Genomic DNA, 19,231 nt, shown 5'->3' with positions numbered 1-19,231 from the left:
CCTGTAAAATGGCATAAAAAAAGCCCTTCCCTGTTTGACGAATTCAATCACGAGGAAAAGGTTTAAATACATATGCCTTCAACCTCTTATTTTCCAAGGTATTACACCTTGCAGGTTAGCACCTTTTCATTCTTAAGGATGATGATCATCCACCGAAATGTCGGTTGCTGGGTTTCATAGGGCCTGTCCCTCCACCTACTCAGAATAAGAGTAGCCGTTCTCGAAATATGATAGCGTAATGATCTTAACCTGTCAATAGAAACTGGCTTTAAAACTGTATATTCCATATTATATAGAAAGAAGTGAAAAATTAAACAATTGGAACCGCATTCAATATTATGATGATTCGTACATTTTTCACAATTAATTATGAGTATGAAGAACTTTTTTGGAACGCTTTCATAAAATAGTATACATTATTTAAGTTAATGTGTTATACTAATTTTCGAATATATCACTCTAGAATAAAGGATGGTACTGTCTGATATGAATACATTGGAATTTACGACAACTTTAAATGAACTTGTGACTCGTCAAACGACTCACCAGAATTTACCTGTCCCGGTACTAGTTGAAAAATCGTTAAACCGTAATGAAGGCATTCTTACATCTACAGGTGCGCTTCGAGCAACTACTGGTAAATATACAGGACGGTCACCAGAAGACAAATTTATCGTTGAAGACGCCTCCGTGAAAGATCTAATTGATTGGGGAAAAGTAAATAAGCCTTTCTCACCCGAAAATTTCGATAAATTGTATAAAAAAGTACTTCAATACTTAGGCAGCAAAGAAGAGTTATTTTCATTTAAAGGATTCGCAGGTGCAGACAAAGAATACCGTCTTCCTATTCAAGTAGTTAATGAATACGCATGGCATAACTTATTTGCACATCAGATGTTCGTACGTCCTAACGAAAGCGAATTAGCTGGACACGAATCAGAATTCACAGTGGTTTCAGCACCTGGATTTCTAGCTAATCCTGCAGAAGATGGAACGAACTCTGAAACGTTTATTATTATATCATTTGAAAAACGCATCGTATTAATCGGTGGAACAGAATATGCTGGCGAAATCAAAAAGTCCATCTTCTCTGTTATGAACTTCTTGCTTCCTGAGAGAGGAATTCTATCCATGCATTGTTCTGCAAACGTTGGAAATGAAGGCGATGTGGCATTATTCTTTGGTCTTTCAGGAACTGGGAAAACAACATTATCGGCAGATCCTAACCGCAGACTAATTGGTGATGATGAGCATGGATGGGCGAATACTGGTGTTTTCAATATCGAAGGCGGATGTTATGCAAAAACAATCGATCTTTCATATGAAAAAGAGCCGCAAATCTGGAATGCAATCCGATTTGGAAGCGTTTTAGAGAATGTGATGATTGATGAGAATTCGCGAATCGCCGACTATAAAGATTCAACTTTAACTGAAAACACACGTGCTGCATACCCTGTAGACGCAATTCCAAATGTTATCCAGCCAAGTGTAGCTGGACATCCAAATACGATTGTATTCTTAACAGCTGATGCGTTTGGCGTATTGCCTCCAATCAGTAAGTTAACGAAAGAACAAGCGATGTATCATTTCCTTTCTGGATACACAAGTAAACTTGCAGGAACAGAAAGAGGAGTTACTTCACCGCAAGCTACTTTCTCAACATGTTTTGGAGCTCCATTCTTGCCGCTGCCAGCAACGGTTTATGCAGAAATGCTTGGTAAGAAAATCGACCAGCACAACGTTCAAGTATACCTTGTCAACACTGGATGGTCTGGCGGGGAATACGGTGTCGGAAAGCGTATGAACCTTGGCTATACGCGTGCAATGGTGCAAGCTGCGCTTGAAGGTGAACTTACATCTGTTGAAACTGTTGTAGATCCGGTATTCGGACTGCACATCCCAACTCATTGTCCTGGTGTACCCGATCAAGTTCTTCAACCGAAGAAAACATGGGAAAACCAAGATCAATACGACGTAAAAGCAAAAGAATTAGCAGCAAAGTTCAAAGCAAACTTTGAAAAATTTAAAGCTGTCTCGCCTGAAATTATGAACGCTGGTCCACTTTCATAATCTAATATCTAACTAACCTCCCATCTTAAACGGGAGGTTTTTTGGTATTTTTTAGAAAAATCAGTTGCAAAGTGACATCTATGTCAATTATAATAATGACATGGATGTCACTTTATAATTAGGAGCTGATTTTGTGGAACAAACATCAGAAAAACTGTTAAAAAGCAGACCTTATCAATTTTTAATATCTGCTCAATTAATTTCCAATCTCGGTGATTGGCTTTCCATTCTGGCTGTGTTCACCCTTGTTGGACTTAAATGGGAAGCTTCACCACTTCAAGTCTCATTTATCATGTTGTCATTAGCTTTACCAATGACGATTCTAGGACCAATATCTGGAGTATTTGCAGACCGGTGGGAAAGAAAGTACATTATGATTGTTGCAGATGCAGCTCGAAGCGTTATTATTTTTGGTCTCGTATTTGCAACAGAGCTTTGGCACATATATGCACTATTATTTGGTCTAGGGTTTTTTTCGACTGTTTTTAATCCTGCAAAAAATGGAAAATTAAAAGAAATTGTTCCGGATCATCACATGCAGCAGGCTGCTTCCATAAGCTCCGTAATTGAAAGCGGCACAAAAATTATCGGTCCTGCCTTGAGCGGTTTTCTTCTTACTTTATGGAGTTTCAATATTATTTTCATACTAGATGCTATTACATTCCTCCTCTCAGCACTTCTTTTACTTAACATTCCAGCAAATACATCAAGAACAATTAAAAATGAAGCGACAACTGAGAAAACAGAAAAGAACTTTATCAAAGAATTGCTCGAAGGGTTTACATTTATTAAAAGTCTCCCAATGATTTTTTATGGAACAATTTTAATGGCCATTACTATGTTTGTGATTCAAATGTCAGATTCACAGTTTGTTACTCTATTTAGAGAACTTGAAGGATCCTCTCCGAAAGTACTCGGTATTGTTATGACAGCATCTGGAGCTGGGTTCTTAGTTAGTGGACTCATCTTGAGTAAGTACGAAATTAAAAAAGCAATAAACGCAATGTCTGCAGGTATTTTTGTATTAGGATTAGGATTTTTAAGTCTTGCCCTCTTCACAGATATAGATCTATCTGCACCAATGATCTGGGCGCCTGCTGTCACTTTCTTAGCATGTATTGGGGCGGGTTTGGTTTTTATTCCGTTTCAATCAAATGTTATGAAAGAAACCCCTTCCGAAATGAGTGGACGAACACTTGGTACTATTGGAAGTGTCATGATGCTGGCTTCTCTAATTGGCCCGCTTGCTGGTGGAATCCTTGCAAACATATTCGGCGTAATCCCGATTTTCATTTGTACTTCTAGTGGATTGTGTCTAATTAGTGTGATAGCTTTTATTCAAAGAGGAAAGTTCGAAGCAAACAAAGGAGAAACATATGTCACCGAAAGTAAAGGACAGCCACAAAGAAGAGCGGAAGCGTAATATCCTTGAGGCAGCAAAAAAGATATTTAAAAAGAAAGGGTATGAAGCCTTTGTCATGCAGGATGTAATTGATGCAGTGGACTTAAGCAGAGGCGGAGTATACTCCTATTTTTCCAATAAAGAAGATTTATTTCTATCTATTTTAGAGTCTATGAACGAAGCTTATGAGAAGGAAGTAAAAATATTAACCGATAAGCCATCTATTTGGGAAGCATTAAAAGCGGAATTTAAAAGTTATAAAGACTTAAAAGACGACGAAGATGCATTTAGTGCTGTGCAAATCGAATATTTCTTAATAAAAAGACGCGAAAAAACAGCCTTCTTTAAAAATCGATATCAATTCGCGATTGAGCAATTGGTCAATATGATCGAACAAGGTGTTAAAAATGGAGAATTTCACCCGAAGTACTCACCTGAAACCATCGCCAAATACTATATTACGTTCAATGATGGACTGCACATCGCCGCTATTGTCATCTCCAAAAACGATCTAAATTACAATGAACAGATTGACCTTTTCTTACACCAGCTGGGAACGATGTTAGGTGTAGAGAACTTGTAGGGAGCTGAACAATTCAGCTCCTTTTCTTATATCCTTTCATCCACTCACACAATGCATATGTAATTCTCCTGTTTTCTTTTGGCGGGAAGTAATGTGTATAAGCAGGGTAAATCCATGTTTCGCAAGGTTTGTCTAACTCTTTTAATCTTTTTTCAATGTCGATTGTATGATGAACCAGTACATTCTCATCCTTCATTCCGTGTATCGCCAGCAATGGAATATGTAATTCATTACAATAAAACAACGGAGATCTCCACTCGTATTCTTCTGGATATTTATCAGGAGTTCCACCTATGACCCGCTTCATCATCCTGCGAAGGTCTTCTCTTTCCCGATAGGTTGCCGCCATATCGGTTACACCTCCCCAAGTTACGATCGATCGTATTTCTGGAAATTCAATAGCTGTAAATAAGGCCATGGGTCCTCCCCGCGAAAATCCAAACACATGAATCTCATCTTGATCTACCTTTGGAAATTGTTTTAATACATCAAAAGCAGCAAAAGCATCTGTTCTGTCTTTTCCAGCAAAATCTTCATTTCCTTCACCGCCTAAATTGCCTCGATAATAAGGTGCCATAACGACGAATCCTTGTGAGGCAAATTGAATGATTCTCGCAATTCTTACCATCCCAACCGATTTAATACCGCCTCTTAAATATAAAAAACCCGGAAAAGGACCTTTTCCGCCTGGAATAGCTGCTAGTCCTTTTATTTTTAAACCTTCGTTTAAATAGGTTACAACATATAGCCGAATCGTTGGATGTGGAGAAGGAAATCGCTGCCATTCTAGAATTTTTCCTCTTTTCATTCCTTCACTCCTTGTTAATTAGTGGGCAAACACACATTTTAGGCAATCACATACATTATTACATAAAAGTCATGACTTCATTCCGATGTGCAGGAGGACCATACATGAGACAGTTAAAACGAAAAATCACCGTACTCTTTGCTTGTTTACTCGCGTTTTCTTTTTTACTTGCCGGCTGTAACAGCAACTCCAAATCAAAACAAGAAACTGTAAGAATTGCTGAAGTTACCCGCTCTATTTTTTATGCCCCTCAATACGTTGCAATAGAAAAAGGATTTTTTAAAGAGGAAGGCTTAAACGTTAAGCTAACCACTACTTGGGGCGGAGACAAAACGATGACAGCATTATTATCAGATGGAGCAGATGTTGCCCTTGTCGGATCTGAAACGACAATCTATGTACATGCACAAGATTCGACTGATCCCGTAATCAATTTCGCACAGTTAACCCAAACGGACGGAACTTTTTTAGTTGCACGTGAAAAGCCAGAATTCTTTTCTTGGGAACAGTTAAAAGGCAGTACGTTCCTTGGTCAGCGTAAAGGCGGAATGCCGCAAATGGCTGGAGAATTCGGTCTGAAAAAACATGGCATCGATCCAAAAAAGGATTTAACCATGATTCAGAATATCGATTTTGCCAATATAGCTAACGCATTTGCTTCCGGAACTGGTGACTATGTTCAGTTGTTTGAACCACAAGCAAGCCAGTTTGAAGAAAAAGGAATTGGATATATCGTTGCATCGTTTGGTGAAGAATCAGGAAAAATTCCTTACACCACTTTCATGGCGAAAGAAAGCTACATGAAAGATAATAAAAAATCTCTTGAGAAATTCACAAAAGGATTATACAAAGCACAGCTATGGGTCGAAAACCATTCATCAAAAGAAATAGCAAAAGTAATCTCTCCATACTTTGAAGATACCCCTATTGAATTGATTGAAACGGTTGTTGAGCGTTATAAGAGTCAGCACAGTTATGCATTGAATCCAATTTTGGATGAAGAAGAATGGAACAATCTTCAGAAGATTATGGATGAGGCTGGAGAGCTTCCAAAGAAAGTAGATTATAACATTCTAGTCGATACATCTTTGGCTAAAAAAGCAATAAAATAAGTGTTTTAGGAGGGATCGTCGTGGCCTTTTTGCAGTTAAAATCAGTCGGTCAGACCTACTTTTCCAAAACCTCTGCCACAACGGCCTTAGAAGATATTTCGCTTTCCGTAAATGATGGAGAGTTCTTATCCTTACTAGGACCTAGTGGATGCGGAAAGTCAACTCTTTTATCAATCATTGCAGGTCTATTGATTCCTACTGCTGGATCAGTAATCGTCAATAATCAGAGTGTCAGCAAGCCTCATCCCAAAATTGGTTATATGCTCCAGCAGGATTATTTGTTTCCTTGGAAAACGATTGAAGAGAACATTATGATTGGTCTAAAACTAAGGCATCTAGATACGAAGGAACACATCCAAAATGCCTTTTCACTATTAAAAGAAATAGGGCTTGAACATACAAAAAGCAAATATCCCTCAGAGCTTTCTGGAGGGATGAGGCAAAGGGTGGCACTTGTCAGAACATTAGCCACCCAGCCTAAACTGCTTTTACTCGATGAACCCTTCTCTGCTCTAGATTATCAAACAAAACTCAAGCTGGAAGATCTTGTCTTATCCACTTTAAAAGAGCATGGTAAGACTGCGATTCTCGTAACGCATGATATCGGCGAAGCTATCGCGATGAGTGATACAGTGGTTTTATTATCTAATAATCCAGGACGCATTTTCCGTACGTTTAAAATGCCTGAAAGCCTTAGAAACCTCCTACCCTTCGAGGCAAGACAGCATCCAGATTTTTCAGCAACTTTTCAGCAAATATGGGAGGAGTTGGAGAACATTGAACAAAACGACCTTTAGTAAGAACCACATGGATTATCTCCTGTCTATTAAAAAAGAAAAACGAAACATCCTGCTCGTCCAGGTGTTCATTTTTCTTCTGTTTTTTTCAGTTTGGGAATTCTTTTCCAAACAAGGCTGGATAAATCCACTATTGTTTAGTTCACCATCTAAAATAGGAACTCTTTTTTTTGAAAAAGTAACAGATGGTTCACTTTACATCCATGTGGCAGTAACGCTCGGCGAGACTGTTTTAGGGTTTATTTTAGGAACATTACTAGGAACTTTAATTGCAGCTCTTCTCTGGTGGTCGCCATTTCTTTCTAAGGTACTGGATCCTTACCTTGTTATTTTGAATGCCATGCCTAAAGTAGCTCTAGGACCAATATTAATCGTTGCAATCGGACCTAATTTCGGATCGATTATTGCAATGGGAATCCTGATCTCTGTAATTATTACTACCCTTGTTGTTTACTCGGCTTTTCAAAACGTAGATGCCAATTATGTAAAAGTAGTTCGTTCATTTGGCGGCGGGAAAAAACATTGTTTTAAAGAAGTCATTCTCCCTGCGTGTTTCCCTACTATCATTTCTTGCCTTAAAGTAAATGTTGGGCTGTCCTGGGTCGGGGTAATCGTTGGCGAGTTTCTCGTTTCCAAACAAGGGCTGGGTTATATGATTATTTATGGGTTCCAAGTATTTAATTTTACTTTAGTCTTGTTAAGTCTCTTAATCATCGCCGTATTAGCCACTCTTATGTATCAGGTCGTCGGATATCTTGAGAAAAGATTGATCAAACATCACTCTTAAACTTATTATTAGACCAGGGAATGTTGCAGTGCATATTTCATGCTCTCTTCTAACACCTGGTCTTTCATCATAAAGCTAAATGATTTGTTCGTTGCAACATCCTCTGGAAGATCGCTCATTAATACAGGTCCATTGGTTTCAAAATAACGATGTTTCAACAATATTTTATCGACTTTTACCACATAAATATTTTTAATTATTTTTCCGCCTTTACCCTCAACATAATACTGTCCAATATACTTCAGTTCAGAAACACTGCCTCCTGTTTCTTCAAAAACTTCACGAATTGCAGCTTCATCAGCTGTTTCGCCTGGTTCGACTTTCCCGCCAGGAAATTCGATGCCTCGTCTCGGATGTTCAGTTAAGAGCCATTGATCTTTAAATTTACAGAGACACCACACATGTTTTGGAGATTCAGAAAAAGGGTGGTCTGAAAATGACAGCTGTACTGTGTTGTTATAAAAATCTTTGAATGTTATGATTTCCATCGCACTTCTCCATATCGATTGTTTCCTCTATTGTAAAGTCCATAACTTGTAAAGTCCAATCCTGTGTAATCGTGAAAAAACATGGGAAACTCCCATGTTTTAATCAACAGATGCATAAGTTATGATCCACTTGCCATCCATATATTCATAACCTAATGTTATTTTGTATGCCCCATAAAGTTCAGAAGAATTTTTCTGATATACTCTGTATGAAGTATCTGAAAGTTGTTTAATATCTACAGGCTGTTCTTGTTCCAGCCAAGGAGGAAGTTCTGTTGGTATGATATAAAGAGAACCTTCCCTTTCCTCATATAAACCATTCGTGTAATATTCAGCAAGATTATCTGAAACATAGTTCTTAAGATACGTTATATATTCTTCTTTTGTAGAATAGTTTATAACCTTATAGTTTTCATCGGATTCCTGTTTAAGTGCTTCCATGAATAGTGCTGCATTTTCTTTTGCTGTGCTTTCGTTAAATGCAGGCACTTGTTCATCTTGAGTCGCTGTTTCTTTGTTCTTTTCTTCAGCATTTACTGGCTGATTTATTATTTTATCAGAAGTTCCTGATTTTTCTTGAACATTTTCGGGAATATGAGGTACAAATAGTAATGATAGTAAAACAGTAAAACAAAGTGCTATAAAAGCCTTCACGAGGTCCACCACCCGTCATTGTTTTTGTTTCTATACTATAGATTATTCACGGTATCTTAAGTTCTGAAACCCTAAATCTGGTTAATAGGAAAATTGTACCCAATGAATTTAATCTTTCCTCAACATGTTCTTTTTGATTTTTTACCTTTTTTCCCGATTTCATACAAACCAGTTGCTGCCAATCCTGCAATGCCTCCCGACCACAGCCTTAGCTCTGCGCCCATATCTGTAAAGGGAGCGGCCATAAATCCAATGCACAATCCTACAAAGAAACTGCAGATCGGGATATACTTTTTAGGAATTGAAAAAGTTCTTTTTAACAGCTCCATAAATGCAGTGACAAGCGGAGCTAAAAGCGATGAAAACAAGAGAACTTGCTCCAAACGGACCACCTCCACATCTCATAGCTTCCATTTATGTAGTTAAAAGATTCAAGCTTCAAAACTTAAATCCTGCCTAATTAAAAAATTACTTTTTGTCCCAAACCGGGTAGCATTTCTTTGCATAATCTAAAGTGCCATGTTTTTTCGGTTATTTTATTTTAATCTGTCCATACTATTGGTAATGAGAGCAAGACAGGAGTGAGTTTGATGGTAAAAGGCGATGATCTGTATCTTATCCGTCTGGAGGCAAATGAAATTTCATGGTGGGAATACGCAAGAAATGTTTCTCCTGTCTCTAGACCGCAGCAATATTTGACGTACTGGTCTTTTTTGAAAAACAGAGGGAAACTGCCAAAGAGATTAGTAAAAGAAGCAGAATGGCGAATGGAAGCCAGAAGAAAAGGTTTATTGGATACTTAAAAAATAATTGGAACATATAAAAAAGCAAAAGAACCTATCACACTAGGATCTTTTGCTTTATTTTTTATTTTAACTATGTAATTTTTTAAGAAGCATGTTCAATTTTCTTACCTTAGATTCATAACCTGGTTTTAGATCATATTCTAAATCTTTTAATTCTGAATCAACGACCTCATATGCATATCCTTGATTTAATAATGTATCGATGAGTAAATCTTTTTCCTCTGCAGTGAAATTCTTTGGATCCTTGTGTTTCATTTGAAAGCCCCCTTCCATGTATAAAACCATTATATCGTGAGGCTAACGTGTGAATCCTTACTAAAAATTTGGTAATTTCCGATGGATACACTTACTTACTAGTAATCACAACCCAGGCAATTGCACCAATGATAATAAGTATGTTCGTAAAGATGTCAATCAGGTGTGTGTCTTTATTTTTCTTTTTCAAAGACAGGAATAAAAATAAACCAAAGCAAAAAATAAAGACGATAAATGGTCCTAAAACTGACCAGGATAGAAATAAAAACGGATTATGCATACTTCATATCCTCCTTAAATGGTACATAAATCGAAGGATTTTTTTTCGTAAGGTAGCTGGCTGGCATATTATAGAAATGAAGCCCCTTTAGCTTTGCGTCCCCATTTTTCAATGAGTTTGCCTTTATCAAACGATTTATGGCATATTTTTAGTTTTTTTGTCGTAAAAATAAATCAATATTCCTATAGTTAGGGATATTATACCAAATAAGGGAAAGCAGTGGAACAAAAACTATTTTCTTATTTAACTAATATGATCTTCATGTAAGCCCTGGGCAAATTTCCATTCAGATTCTAGTTCTGTTAATGTTAATTCTGTTAAGTGTCTATGATCTTCATATCCAAATAAACCTTTATGAATTAAATGCTGGATCAAGCGTTGTTTCCTGCCTTCAACTGCACGTCTCAACTGTCCTTTATGATGCTCCATTCACTGATCTTCTCCTTTTTGTTAATCATTTTAACCACCTAAAAGAAGAATTAAGCAGGTGCAGTTAAATAAAAATAAAGAGTCCCCTCATAAAAAAGAAGGAACTCAGGTAAATAAAATTATTAATGCAGGACAGATTTACTCCATTCTTCGTAAACAGCATTAGGCGCATTCCAGCATAGCCAGGACACCATAGTTTTAATTCCATGCTGGCTTACTTCCCAGTATTCCCAGCGTCTTTTGGAAAGATTTTTATAAATACCTGTTTCATTTACCCAACCATCCATATGGAACGCCTCCTAATATATATTACTTAAAAATTTCTTTATAAACATTAAATTTCCTTTTTTTTACGTTTGAGAAACTTCGACAAAAGGTAACATATTATTGCAAAACCTAATAGTAGTTTATATAGATGAGAGGTTTGTCATACATGCATGAAGAAAAAAAGTATCTATGGGATATGCCGACATTGGATCTGGCTCAAAAATTACTAGGTATGGAACTCATCCATGAGAGTGAGGAAGGAGTTACGTCAGGTTACATCGTGGAGACTGAAGCATATTTAGGCCCTGAAGATAGGGCCGCACATTCATTCGGTAACCGGAGAACCGCTAGAACAGAGGTCATGTTCCATGAAGCAGGTACGATTTATACGTACTTTATTTATGGTATGCACGTATGTTTTAACATAGTTTCCGGGCCAGTGGATAAACCAGAGGCGATTTTAATAAGGGCTATCGAACCTGTAAAAGGAATCGACATCATGAAGAAAAGAAGGTTAGGAATAAAAAAAGAGGCACAGCTTACGAACGGTCCTGGCAAACTTTCAAAAAGCATGAAATTTATGCTCGCACATAGCGGCTTACGAATTAACAACTGTGAAATTAGAATACAAGAAGGGATCAACGTCCATAAAAAAGAAATTTGTTCCGGTCCCAGAATAAATATTGCTTATGCAGAAGATGCTGTACATTATCCCTATCGTTTTTGGATAAAAAACAACCCTTACGTATCTCGTTAATACGAAGGGTTGATTTCATTTTCTACGGAAACTGCTGCATCAACATCCATTAAATCAATTGGAACCGTTCGATTTGTTTCCTGCATCCATGCAAGATGATGATAAGCTTGTTTTTTCATTGAAACATATTTTGTTTGCATAATAAAAAGCCAAACCAGTAAAAACAGCATGGTTTTCACTGTACTTTCTGCAGTAAATTTCATAGCATTAATTGGCAGAACACCTGCTAAAATACTTGAAATCAATCCTATAAATAATGCACTTAATAAAAAGAGTGGCTGATTGCTGCGCAAGAATTTCAACCTTTGCTGAAGATAGTTTTGAATAAATAGCCGCTCTTGAGCATTAAATTGAAGGTACTTGCTTTTCGCTGTTTTCGCGTTTCCTACTAACCCTTTGGAACGTTCTTTTTGCCATAATTTTTGAATGAAAAGAGTGTATTCGATATCTCTCGAATGTTCAAATGTTATTTTACGGTGAATAAAATTGTGTGATTGGTAAAAAGTTATCATTTTGCTTAACACTTCAAATAAGATGATTCCTGAAAGTATTGTGATTCCGAAAACAAACCAAAACGAGTTCATGCCGCTTTCTAAAAGCTCTTTAATTGGATAAACTGCTGTTTTTATTTGAACCCATATAATTTTGCTTGCCAGTAAGAATAAATCTAACCATTTTTCCAACGAAATCACTCCGACACATTAGTATGTATCTTCATATTTTAACATGAATTTTATCTTACCTTACATTTTTTTACTCAATTTCTTAAAAAAGCAGTTCTTAGTTTCTATTAAATTCGCCATTAATGTCATTACAAAAAGAAAAAGCTGCAGGGAATTTCACCCCGCAGCTTTCTTTTAAGCACTGACTTCAGAAGTTTTAGTTGAGACTGCATGTTTATCTTCGCCTTTATCAACGATGACTGCACAGGCTGCGTCTCCAGTAATATTAACTGCAGTTCTTAACATATCCAGCAAACGATCAACTCCAAGGATTAAGGCTATACCTTCTACAGGTAGACCAACAGAGTTAAGAACCATTGCAAGCATGATCAATCCTACACCAGGAACTCCAGCTGTACCAATACTTGCTAAAACAGCAGTCAGGATTACAGTAAGCAATGAACTGATACTCAAATCTACATTATAAACCTGGGCGATAAAAATCGTCGCAACCCCTTGCATGATGGCAGTTCCATCCATATTAATCGTTGCACCAAGAGGCTGAACAAATCCACTAACCGACTTACGTACGCCTAAATTTTCTTGAGCTGTTTTCATAGAAATCGGAAGTGTTGCGTTTGAACTCGAAGTACTGAATGCCACAGACATGGCAGGCGCAAATCCTTTAAAGAACCAAAGAGGATTTTTCTTAGCAAATAGGACAATCGAACCGCCATACGTGATAACAGAATGAAGAGCAAGTGCCGCAATTACGATAATCATATAAAGTCCCATTGCTTTTATAGCATTCATACCCTGGCTTCCGATAGCAGAAGCAATTAGCGCAAATGCGCCATATGGAGCAAATTTCATGACTACATTAACAAGGTACATCATAATCTCATTACCTTGTTCAATTAAGCTCATAACTCCTTTTGTCTTACTGCCTAGCATTGTTAATGCAAATCCTACAAAAACTGAAAACGCAATAATTTGGAGCATATTCCCTTCAGCCATCGCTTGAATAGGATTAGTAGGGATAATTCCTAATAAAGTATCTGTTACGGCAGGAGCTTTTTCAGCTGTGAATTTTGCTCCTTCTGTTTTGAAGTCACCAGCACCTGGTTTAAAAATAAGTGCTAACGCCATTGCGATGATAATAGCGATCGTTGTAGTAGCAAGGAAGTATCCAACTGTTTTCGCCCCAATACGTCCTAGCTTTTTAGGGTCACCAAGCCCGGCTGTTCCAAGAACGATTGAAAAAAACACAATAGGTACTACAAGCATTTTAATTAAGTTTAAGAATAATGTTCCAACCGGTTTTAATAAAAATTTATCCAATGTTGAGAATACATCGGGTGCTGCAATATTTAAAATTAGACCTGCAATAACCCCCAATGCCAGAGCAATCAAAATCTTCGTTGACAATTTCATGGACTCATCCCCTTTTTCGAATTTTTCTAACTATTATCCCTATAGTCATAGTACGGAGGATGCTCTTATACATGCTATAATCATGCCGGCAAATAAAAAACCACGAAAAAAAGAGACAAATTTTCCGTGGGAATATACCGCAATACACAGACTTAGCCCATGTATAAAGTCTCTCTCCAAAAACGCTTACGAGGTTAGCTGTCGGATTAGGAAATTGAGAGTTATCCCTTTTGTATATAACAAATTCATCCCAAGGCTAGATGCCAAAGTTGGTTCCCCCGTTTCTTCATGTTCAGAATAGAACAGAAGAATTCAGCGAATCATATTATTATGCTTTAATTCTATCAACATATATAAAAATTTGTCAAGATTTGTCGAATGCATAATTATGCCATTTTATACAATTAAGCCATTATGAATGTTTTTCCAAATTCTTTCTCTTACCCCATAAGCATGTAGAAAACAGCGAAATATGTAAAAGGTTTTATTTTCAGGGAGGTATAAATATGAAAATTGTATTTTATGAAAAAGGTGATTTAAGCATTATCGTTGGAGCTTCAAAATTAAAAGGTGAACTTACAATAGAACAAATAAAGAATGAAAGTGAAAAAAAAGCAAAAGAACTTGGGGAATTATTAGGCCGAGAAATTGGGTTCTTAATTGATATGAACGGTAAATTGGACGCTACATTTAAAAAATAACTCTGTTAACTAGTATTGTTAATTTTCCATAGGAAGTGACGCAACCTTCATTCCAAACAACAAAGCCGTTTAAAAGAGCTAATAAATAAAAAAAGCTGACTCACAAGACGTATATACAATGGTCTTAATAGAGTCAGCTATTTTTTTGGATAAGGTTTAGGTGAAATTACGGTTTCCATTGTTTATAAACCCAGTTCCCCATCCTTAAATAACCTCTTCTATTGGGATGGAGCGTGTCTGAAAAATACATTTCTTTCTCAATATTTTCATACAGCTCATAAGTTGATACGTATTTTGTTAATGTGCTTTCTTTGCTAACACTCAGTATTGTATCGTTCCATCCCCGGATGACATTAGGAGCATCTGGATCGTACTCTTCTCCAAAATATGGATTGTATAGACCCAGCACATAAATTTGAGCAAAAGAATTATTTTTTCTTACTGTCTTTAATGTTGTAGTGAGATTTTTTCTTAATTTTTCTTGACCAAGCAAAATCGGTTCTTTCGGAAGCTGTCTAAAATTCCAGCCTGCTGCACGCCTGAAATCATTTGTCCCAATAAATACAAAAACATAATCCGCTTGTTTTAATGCCTTAATAACAACACCGTTATTTAATTGATGCAGCAGCTGATCAGATCGCTGACCGCTTATACCAAAGTTATTTAAAATAACATTTCTTCCTGTTTGTTTTCGGATATTATTTCGAACCACTCCAATGTAACCTAACCTGGTTGGATCACCAACTCCATACGTTAACGAATCTCCTAGTGCGACAATTTTTATCGGCTGATTTCTTTCTTGTCCGCTTGTTTCATCAGTTTGTCCAAACACTTGGAAAACAATAAAGAGTATTACAGAGAGAGCTGCTCCGCCTAATAACCATTTTTTTGAAACCTTCCGCACGTTATGCCCTCAATTCTAGTTAATTGTTTTGTTTTATTACTTTTTACCATAACGAGGGAAAATATCAAGTGCTGAATGTGTTATTTCATATGATAATCCTCTGGTTCAAGATCAAAGTCTGACCATAAATTTTCTTTATCATAGTGATGTGTATCTTTTCTCGTTAAAGAATGTATGAGTAAAGCAACTCCTCCACATAATAGTCCTGCCGGTAACAAGGTAATTAAAAAACCAGTCAAATTAATCCCCTCCTATACCGAACTATATGAGAGAGGAAACATCTTTATGAAACGAGTTCAAACTTGTTTCATTGTTAATTCTTTAAGTCTAAGGGTATAAATGCAATAGCAGAAATTTATGGAGGTGTATAAATGGGGCTTTTATTTACTTTGCTCTATTTTGCAATCATTGCAATTGTTATTGAAATTAACGTTCTTTTATTTACTCTTACTGGTCTAAAAAAAGAGGTCGCCCGTTTCCAGGTTATATCTATGTTTACTGCTACTGGTTTTACTACAGGTGAGTCCGAGCTAATACTAGGACATCCGATCCGAAGACGCCTTAGTACTTTTCTTATTTTATTTGGTGTCTTCTCGTTAGCTGTCGTGATCTCCTCTATCAGTAATATATTATCTAACGAATTCCGCTCTATTGAACTAGGAATTATATTTTTAGTCTTAGTTGGTATTTATATTATCTTAACCATACCGGGTTTAAGGAAAAAGCTCCAAAAAAAGTTTAAAAAGCGTTTACATAAAAATTACAGTTTACGTGATCTGCCTATCCGTGAGGTCTTGTTTATGGAAGAAAATGATATCGTTTTGGAACTCCCTATCCATGATAATTCTTCTATAATCGGAAAAACATTAGGTGATGTAACCAAACAAGATGATGATTTAATTGCGTTATTTATTAAACGAGGGGATATCACAATCCGAAAAGACGCTTCTTCTACTTCAATCCAGGAAGGCGACATCGTTTTCTTATACGGCAGTGAAAAGGAGATTTCAAATCGGTTTAAGGATGAAATGGATGAACTAAATAATAACAATAAAGATTAAAGTATTATAACTAAAGAGGCAGACCTTATGCCTCTTTTTTAGTTTTAAACTGTGGTCTGCGTTTGTCGTATTTTTTCAATTCGGGAGTATTTAAGAAAAACTCGTTGAATTATCGGTAATTCTTGTTGGATTATTGGCAAAATCCGTTGGATTAAGTACAAAACCCGTTGGATTAATGTTAAAACTCGTTGGATTAGGTTATTTCTAAGTGAAAACTTAGTAAAAAAAACAAAAAGATCCAAAAAGTCTGCCAATCAGCGTCATTTTGGATCAACTCATTCGTTACAATCCTTCTCATCAATCTACTTTTTATCAAAAGTGTTCCTATTTTTTGAGATTAACACTTCAATTTTTGAAGCTTCCATCGGCCGGCATTTATAAAATCCTTGAATTTCATTACATAGCTGCTCTTTTAAATAAAGATATTGTTGTTCTGTTTCTACACCTTCAGCTACTACATTCATTTTCAATGAGTGAGCTAATGTGATTATCGCTGTTGCAATTGCAGAATCATCTGTTTCGGTTCCTATTCCCCTTACAAAAGACTGATCAATTTTTAATGTATCGATCCGAAACTTCTTTAGATACCCTAATGAAGAATAGCCCGTACCAAAGTCATCCAAGGCAAATTGCACACCCATTTCCTTCAATTGATCGATTGTAAAAAAGATTGTTTCCTCATATTTCATTAATGTACTTTCAGTTATTTCAAGTTCTAATAACTGTGGAGGGATACCTGTTTTTTGTATAACAGATTGTATGAATGCGACTAAATCTCTTTGTAAAAATTGACGTGCAGACAAGTTTACCGCCATTTTCACATTCGAAAATCCTTTTTCCATCCACTCTTTTGTTTGCTTGCAAGCTGTTTCGATAACCCATGCACCTATTTTAGTGATTAACCCTGTTTCTTCAGCTAGCGGAATAAATTCACCTGGAGAGATCATCCCCCAGCGCGGATGATTCCAGCGAATAAGTGCTTCTACTGCTAATATTTTGTCATTTTCAATGGAATAGCGAGGCTGGTAATGCAAAACCAGCTCATGATTTTCTATAGCATTATGCAGTTCATTTTCCATCAATAACCGTTCATAACTGTTATTGTTGAATCCACTTTGATAGTATTGGTATGTATTTTTCCCGTTTTCTTTTGCTCTGTACATGGCAAGGTCTGCATTTCTTAATAATACATTTGGATCATAACTGTCACACGGATAAACTGAAATGCCAATACTCGCTGTGATCCGAATCATTTCTTCCATAATATATATAGGTTCAGAAAAAAGATTTAATAGCTGATGCATGTTTTGGTTCATTTTTGAAAGATTTATATCCTCAAGAATAATGGTAAATTCATCACCGCTCATTCGATAAATTCTTCCAGAACCTTTTGTGAATTTCTTCAGCCTTAAAGAAACCTCTTTTAAGACAAGATCACCAAATGTATGGCCAAGAGAATCGTTAATAAATTTAAAACGGTCTATATCTAAGAACAATACGCCTACTTGCTGATTATTTTCCTCTGCCTTACTCAGGAAACTCTCAAACTCTTCTGAGAAGGACCTCCTATTTGGCAGTCCTGTCAGCTGGTCATAATACGCCATTTTTTTAATTACTTCTTCATGTTTGTTTCTTTTTGTAATATCCCTTGCTACAACCACTATATTTTCAATCTCTCCAGAACCTTTTAACACAGGCATGGCTCTTGCCTCAATCGTGATATATTCCCCATTTTCATGCATATATCGAAATTGTACTTCTAGTGGCTTTTTATCCCTTAAAAGCTTTAAAAACATTTTTGAAACAAAGTCAATGTCATCTGGATGCGTGTATGTAAGAAAAGAGTTTCCTAGATTCGCCTCAATACCAAAGATATGCCGATAAGAAGGGGATGTATATTTTACCTTTCCCGAAGTATCCAGCGTAACAATTAAATCTGTTACATTTTCAGTCATCGCTCTGAATTTCGCTTCACTTTTTCTTAAAGCCTCTTCTTTTTGTTTTTGCTCAATAGCAAGCCCCGCCAAATGAGTGAAGGCTTCCATCGTTCGCCATTCTTTTTCTTCAGGTGCAGCAGGATGATTAAAGTAAACAGCAAGAATTCCTAATAACTGATTTGACGAAGAGAGAATAGGATGACTCCAGCAAGCTTTTACTCCGTTCTTTAGTGCCATCTTTTTCTTCTTATCATTTTTCAGTTCGTTCGCAATGTCTTTTAAAATTACGGGTGTGTATGTATAAGCGGCTCGACCGCAGCTCTCTTCCACAGGACTTATCTCAATCTGATGTATTTCACGAATAAATGTTTCTGGTAACTTGCTAGAAAAGGCATATTCTAATTTCCGGTCTCGTTCATTCGCAAGGTGTATACACACTTCTGATTGCGGCATTGCCGCTTCAAAATTAAGTGAGATTGCAGTAAAGACATCTTGCAGATTACTGCCTTTCGCAATCATTTCTAATATCAATTTTTGGCCAATTAACTGGGATTCCACATTTTTTTGTTCAGCATATAGAAGCCGATACTGTTCTTCTGATTTTTCTAATTTCGCTGCCATCATTTTCGTTTCTGTAAGGTCCTTTACAGTGGCAAGCAGATAGGTACATTTTCCTTCTTTATTTTGAATGGGAGTAATGTATGTTTCAGCAACCTGCAAATTTCCATTGTTCATTGTTTCTGTTTGGAAATTCAGTGGTTTTTGTAAGAATAAGGTCTCTTCATAGAAACTTTGCAATTTATTAGCCAGTTCTTCATTTAGCACGTCTTGCATGCGCTTTCCCATTACATCCCGCGTAAGACCTGCAAATTGTAATGCAGAATCGTTGGCAGCAGCATATTGAAACTGGTTATGTTCATCTATCTTCATTAAAAACATCATATCGAGAAATCCATTAAATAATGTGTTAATCTCTACTCGATCTTCTATCTGAAACATAATAAGGTCTCCTCAACATTTCCATCATATAAATACTC

General features: G+C 36.5%; 23 protein-coding genes and 3 riboswitches. Of the genes, 10 read left to right on the top strand and 13 right to left on the bottom strand.

The window, feature by feature from the left end:
• Positions 1-83 precede the first annotated feature (83 nt).
• Positions 84-211, bottom strand: a riboswitch (SAM riboswitch).
• A gap of 275 nt (positions 212-486) precedes the next feature.
• The 3 genes from pckA (at position 487) to RGB74_RS05165 (ending at position 4,055) form a co-directional block, all read left to right on the top strand.
• Complete coding sequence (gene pckA / locus RGB74_RS05175) at positions 487-2,070, top strand: phosphoenolpyruvate carboxykinase (ATP) (protein ID WP_310761933.1); 1,584 nt, start codon at positions 487-489, stop codon at positions 2,068-2,070.
• Between the two features lie 133 nt (positions 2,071-2,203).
• The gene (locus tag RGB74_RS05170; RefSeq protein ID WP_310761932.1) at positions 2,204-3,493 is read left to right on the top strand and encodes an MFS transporter; all 1,290 of its coding nucleotides are present in this window, start codon (positions 2,204-2,206) and stop codon (positions 3,491-3,493) included.
• A complete protein-coding gene (locus tag RGB74_RS05165) occupies positions 3,447-4,055 on the top strand; it encodes a TetR/AcrR family transcriptional regulator (protein ID WP_310761931.1) in 609 nt (202 codons plus the stop codon). Before RGB74_RS05170 ends, RGB74_RS05165 begins: the two co-directional genes overlap by 47 nt.
• Positions 4,056-4,068: 13 nt before the next feature.
• On the opposite strand, the gene RGB74_RS05160 is transcribed toward RGB74_RS05165, so the two are convergent.
• Positions 4,069-4,863 (bottom strand): alpha/beta hydrolase family protein, encoded by a 795-nt coding sequence (locus RGB74_RS05160; protein ID WP_310761930.1) that lies wholly within the window; start codon positions 4,861-4,863, stop codon positions 4,069-4,071.
• A gap of 104 nt (positions 4,864-4,967) precedes the next feature.
• Here RGB74_RS05160 and RGB74_RS05155 point away from each other — a divergent pair, with 104 nt between their 5' ends.
• Genes RGB74_RS05155 through RGB74_RS05145 form a run of 3 tightly spaced genes read left to right on the top strand, consistent with a single transcriptional unit; the run spans position 4,968 to position 7,559 of the window.
• Positions 4,968-5,975: an ABC transporter substrate-binding protein gene (locus tag RGB74_RS05155; protein ID WP_310761929.1), complete on the top strand. Its 1,008-nt coding sequence runs from the start codon at positions 4,968-4,970 to the stop codon at positions 5,973-5,975.
• 20 nt (positions 5,976-5,995) lie between these two features.
• Positions 5,996-6,772: an ABC transporter ATP-binding protein gene (locus RGB74_RS05150; protein WP_310761928.1), complete on the top strand. Its 777-nt coding sequence runs from the start codon at positions 5,996-5,998 to the stop codon at positions 6,770-6,772.
• A 10-nt stretch (positions 6,773-6,782) separates the two neighbouring features.
• Complete coding sequence (locus RGB74_RS05145) at positions 6,783-7,559, top strand: ABC transporter permease (protein WP_310762797.1); 777 nt, start codon at positions 6,783-6,785, stop codon at positions 7,557-7,559.
• Positions 7,560-7,567: 8 nt separating this feature from the next.
• Here RGB74_RS05145 and ytkD read toward each other — a convergent pair whose 3' ends face one another.
• The 3 genes from ytkD to RGB74_RS05130 all read right to left on the bottom strand — a co-directional run bounded on the left by ytkD (position 7,568) and on the right by RGB74_RS05130 (position 9,084).
• Positions 7,568-8,041: an RNA deprotection pyrophosphohydrolase gene (ytkD, locus tag RGB74_RS05140; protein WP_310762796.1), complete on the bottom strand. Its 474-nt coding sequence runs from the start codon at positions 8,039-8,041 to the stop codon at positions 7,568-7,570.
• Between the two features lie 105 nt (positions 8,042-8,146).
• The gene (locus RGB74_RS05135) at positions 8,147-8,701 is read right to left on the bottom strand and encodes a hypothetical protein (RefSeq protein WP_310761927.1); all 555 of its coding nucleotides are present in this window, start codon (positions 8,699-8,701) and stop codon (positions 8,147-8,149) included.
• A 119-nt stretch (positions 8,702-8,820) separates the two neighbouring features.
• Positions 8,821-9,084 (bottom strand): holin, encoded by a 264-nt coding sequence (locus RGB74_RS05130; protein ID WP_310761926.1) that lies wholly within the window; start codon positions 9,082-9,084, stop codon positions 8,821-8,823.
• Positions 9,085-9,291: 207 nt separating this feature from the next.
• Here RGB74_RS05130 and RGB74_RS05125 point away from each other — a divergent pair, with 207 nt between their 5' ends.
• Positions 9,292-9,504: a hypothetical protein gene (locus RGB74_RS05125; RefSeq protein WP_310260569.1), complete on the top strand. Its 213-nt coding sequence runs from the start codon at positions 9,292-9,294 to the stop codon at positions 9,502-9,504.
• A 69-nt stretch (positions 9,505-9,573) separates the two neighbouring features.
• On the opposite strand, the gene abbA is transcribed toward RGB74_RS05125, so the two are convergent.
• The 4 genes from abbA to RGB74_RS05105 all read right to left on the bottom strand — a co-directional run bounded on the left by abbA (position 9,574) and on the right by RGB74_RS05105 (position 10,758).
• Positions 9,574-9,762: an antirepressor AbbA gene (gene abbA / locus RGB74_RS05120; RefSeq protein WP_310761925.1), complete on the bottom strand. Its 189-nt coding sequence runs from the start codon at positions 9,760-9,762 to the stop codon at positions 9,574-9,576.
• Between the two features lie 91 nt (positions 9,763-9,853).
• Positions 9,854-10,042 (bottom strand): hypothetical protein, encoded by a 189-nt coding sequence (locus tag RGB74_RS05115; RefSeq protein WP_310761924.1) that lies wholly within the window; start codon positions 10,040-10,042, stop codon positions 9,854-9,856.
• 48 nt (positions 10,043-10,090) lie between these two features.
• Positions 10,091-10,174: riboswitch (cyclic di-GMP riboswitch) on the bottom strand.
• A 111-nt stretch (positions 10,175-10,285) separates the two neighbouring features.
• The gene (gene fbpA / locus RGB74_RS05110) at positions 10,286-10,471 is read right to left on the bottom strand and encodes a Fur-regulated basic protein FbpA (protein ID WP_310761923.1); all 186 of its coding nucleotides are present in this window, start codon (positions 10,469-10,471) and stop codon (positions 10,286-10,288) included.
• A 122-nt stretch (positions 10,472-10,593) separates the two neighbouring features.
• Positions 10,594-10,758 (bottom strand): hypothetical protein, encoded by a 165-nt coding sequence (locus RGB74_RS05105; RefSeq protein WP_310761922.1) that lies wholly within the window; start codon positions 10,756-10,758, stop codon positions 10,594-10,596.
• A 146-nt stretch (positions 10,759-10,904) separates the two neighbouring features.
• Between RGB74_RS05105 and RGB74_RS05100 the strand changes: the two genes are divergently transcribed.
• On the top strand, positions 10,905-11,495 hold the full coding sequence (locus RGB74_RS05100) for a DNA-3-methyladenine glycosylase (RefSeq protein WP_310761921.1): 591 nt from the start codon (positions 10,905-10,907) through the stop codon (positions 11,493-11,495).
• Here RGB74_RS05100 and RGB74_RS05095 read toward each other — a convergent pair.
• Entirely contained in the window at positions 11,492-12,178 is a 687-nt protein-coding gene (locus RGB74_RS05095; protein ID WP_310761920.1) for a hypothetical protein, read from the bottom strand. The genes RGB74_RS05100 and RGB74_RS05095 overlap by 4 nt on opposite strands.
• A gap of 174 nt (positions 12,179-12,352) precedes the next feature.
• A complete protein-coding gene (locus RGB74_RS05090; RefSeq protein ID WP_310761919.1) occupies positions 12,353-13,591 on the bottom strand; it encodes a dicarboxylate/amino acid:cation symporter in 1,239 nt (412 codons plus the stop codon).
• Positions 13,592-13,758: 167 nt separating this feature from the next.
• Positions 13,759-13,919, bottom strand: a riboswitch (cyclic di-AMP (ydaO/yuaA leader).
• Between the two features lie 178 nt (positions 13,920-14,097).
• On the opposite strand from RGB74_RS05090, the gene RGB74_RS05085 reads away from it, so the two are divergent.
• Positions 14,098-14,292 (top strand): hypothetical protein, encoded by a 195-nt coding sequence (locus tag RGB74_RS05085; protein ID WP_310260588.1) that lies wholly within the window; start codon positions 14,098-14,100, stop codon positions 14,290-14,292.
• Positions 14,293-14,458: 166 nt separating this feature from the next.
• Here RGB74_RS05085 and RGB74_RS05080 read toward each other — a convergent pair whose 3' ends face one another.
• Entirely contained in the window at positions 14,459-15,196 is a 738-nt protein-coding gene (locus RGB74_RS05080; RefSeq protein WP_310761918.1) for a GDSL-type esterase/lipase family protein, read from the bottom strand.
• Between the two features lie 80 nt (positions 15,197-15,276).
• Complete coding sequence (locus RGB74_RS05075; protein WP_310761917.1) at positions 15,277-15,435, bottom strand: hypothetical protein; 159 nt, start codon at positions 15,433-15,435, stop codon at positions 15,277-15,279.
• A gap of 132 nt (positions 15,436-15,567) precedes the next feature.
• Between RGB74_RS05075 and RGB74_RS05070 the strand changes: the two genes are divergently transcribed.
• A complete protein-coding gene (locus tag RGB74_RS05070) occupies positions 15,568-16,257 on the top strand; it encodes a TrkA C-terminal domain-containing protein (protein ID WP_310761916.1) in 690 nt (229 codons plus the stop codon).
• Between the two features lie 302 nt (positions 16,258-16,559).
• Here the strand turns inward: RGB74_RS05070 and RGB74_RS05065 are convergent, their stop codons facing one another.
• Positions 16,560-19,193 carry an EAL domain-containing protein gene (locus RGB74_RS05065; RefSeq protein WP_310761915.1) on the bottom strand — a complete coding sequence of 878 codons (2,634 nt, stop codon included), beginning with the start codon at positions 19,191-19,193 and terminating at the stop codon, positions 16,560-16,562.
• Between the last annotated feature and the right edge of the window lie 38 nt (positions 19,194-19,231).

The sequence above is a fragment of the Bacillus sp. NEB1478 genome (genome assembly GCF_031582965.1).
GTDB lineage: Bacteria > Bacillota > Bacilli > Bacillales > Fictibacillaceae > Fictibacillus.
Note: the sequence above shows the minus strand (reverse complement) of the source record. Positions and strands in the feature narration are given on the sequence as shown.

What these genes read in the sequence shown, in the direction of transcription:
- RGB74_RS05125 (WP_310260569.1), top strand. Translation starts at nt 9,292, where the DNA reads ATGGTAAAAGGCGATGATCTGTATCTTATCCGTCTGGAGGCAAATGAA.
- abbA (WP_310761925.1), bottom strand. Translation starts at nt 9,762, where the DNA reads ATGAAACACAAGGATCCAAAGAATTTCACTGCAGAGGAAAAAGATTTA.
- RGB74_RS05070 (WP_310761916.1), top strand. Translation starts at nt 15,568, where the DNA reads ATGGGGCTTTTATTTACTTTGCTCTATTTTGCAATCATTGCAATTGTT.
- RGB74_RS05155 (WP_310761929.1), top strand. Translation starts at nt 4,968, where the DNA reads ATGAGACAGTTAAAACGAAAAATCACCGTACTCTTTGCTTGTTTACTC.
- RGB74_RS05065 (WP_310761915.1), bottom strand. Translation starts at nt 19,193, where the DNA reads ATGTTTCAGATAGAAGATCGAGTAGAGATTAACACATTATTTAATGGA.
- fbpA (WP_310761923.1), bottom strand. Translation starts at nt 10,471, where the DNA reads ATGGAGCATCATAAAGGACAGTTGAGACGTGCAGTTGAAGGCAGGAAA.
- RGB74_RS05160 (WP_310761930.1), bottom strand. Translation starts at nt 4,863, where the DNA reads ATGAAAAGAGGAAAAATTCTAGAATGGCAGCGATTTCCTTCTCCACAT.
- RGB74_RS05105 (WP_310761922.1), bottom strand. Translation starts at nt 10,758, where the DNA reads ATGGATGGTTGGGTAAATGAAACAGGTATTTATAAAAATCTTTCCAAA.
- pckA (WP_310761933.1), top strand. Translation starts at nt 487, where the DNA reads ATGAATACATTGGAATTTACGACAACTTTAAATGAACTTGTGACTCGT.
- RGB74_RS05100 (WP_310761921.1), top strand. Translation starts at nt 10,905, where the DNA reads ATGCATGAAGAAAAAAAGTATCTATGGGATATGCCGACATTGGATCTG.
- RGB74_RS05090 (WP_310761919.1), bottom strand. Translation starts at nt 13,591, where the DNA reads ATGAAATTGTCAACGAAGATTTTGATTGCTCTGGCATTGGGGGTTATT.
- RGB74_RS05165 (WP_310761931.1), top strand. Translation starts at nt 3,447, where the DNA reads ATGTCACCGAAAGTAAAGGACAGCCACAAAGAAGAGCGGAAGCGTAAT.
- RGB74_RS05115 (WP_310761924.1), bottom strand. Translation starts at nt 10,042, where the DNA reads ATGCATAATCCGTTTTTATTTCTATCCTGGTCAGTTTTAGGACCATTT.
- RGB74_RS05085 (WP_310260588.1), top strand. Translation starts at nt 14,098, where the DNA reads ATGAAAATTGTATTTTATGAAAAAGGTGATTTAAGCATTATCGTTGGA.
- RGB74_RS05145 (WP_310762797.1), top strand. Translation starts at nt 6,783, where the DNA reads ATGGATTATCTCCTGTCTATTAAAAAAGAAAAACGAAACATCCTGCTC.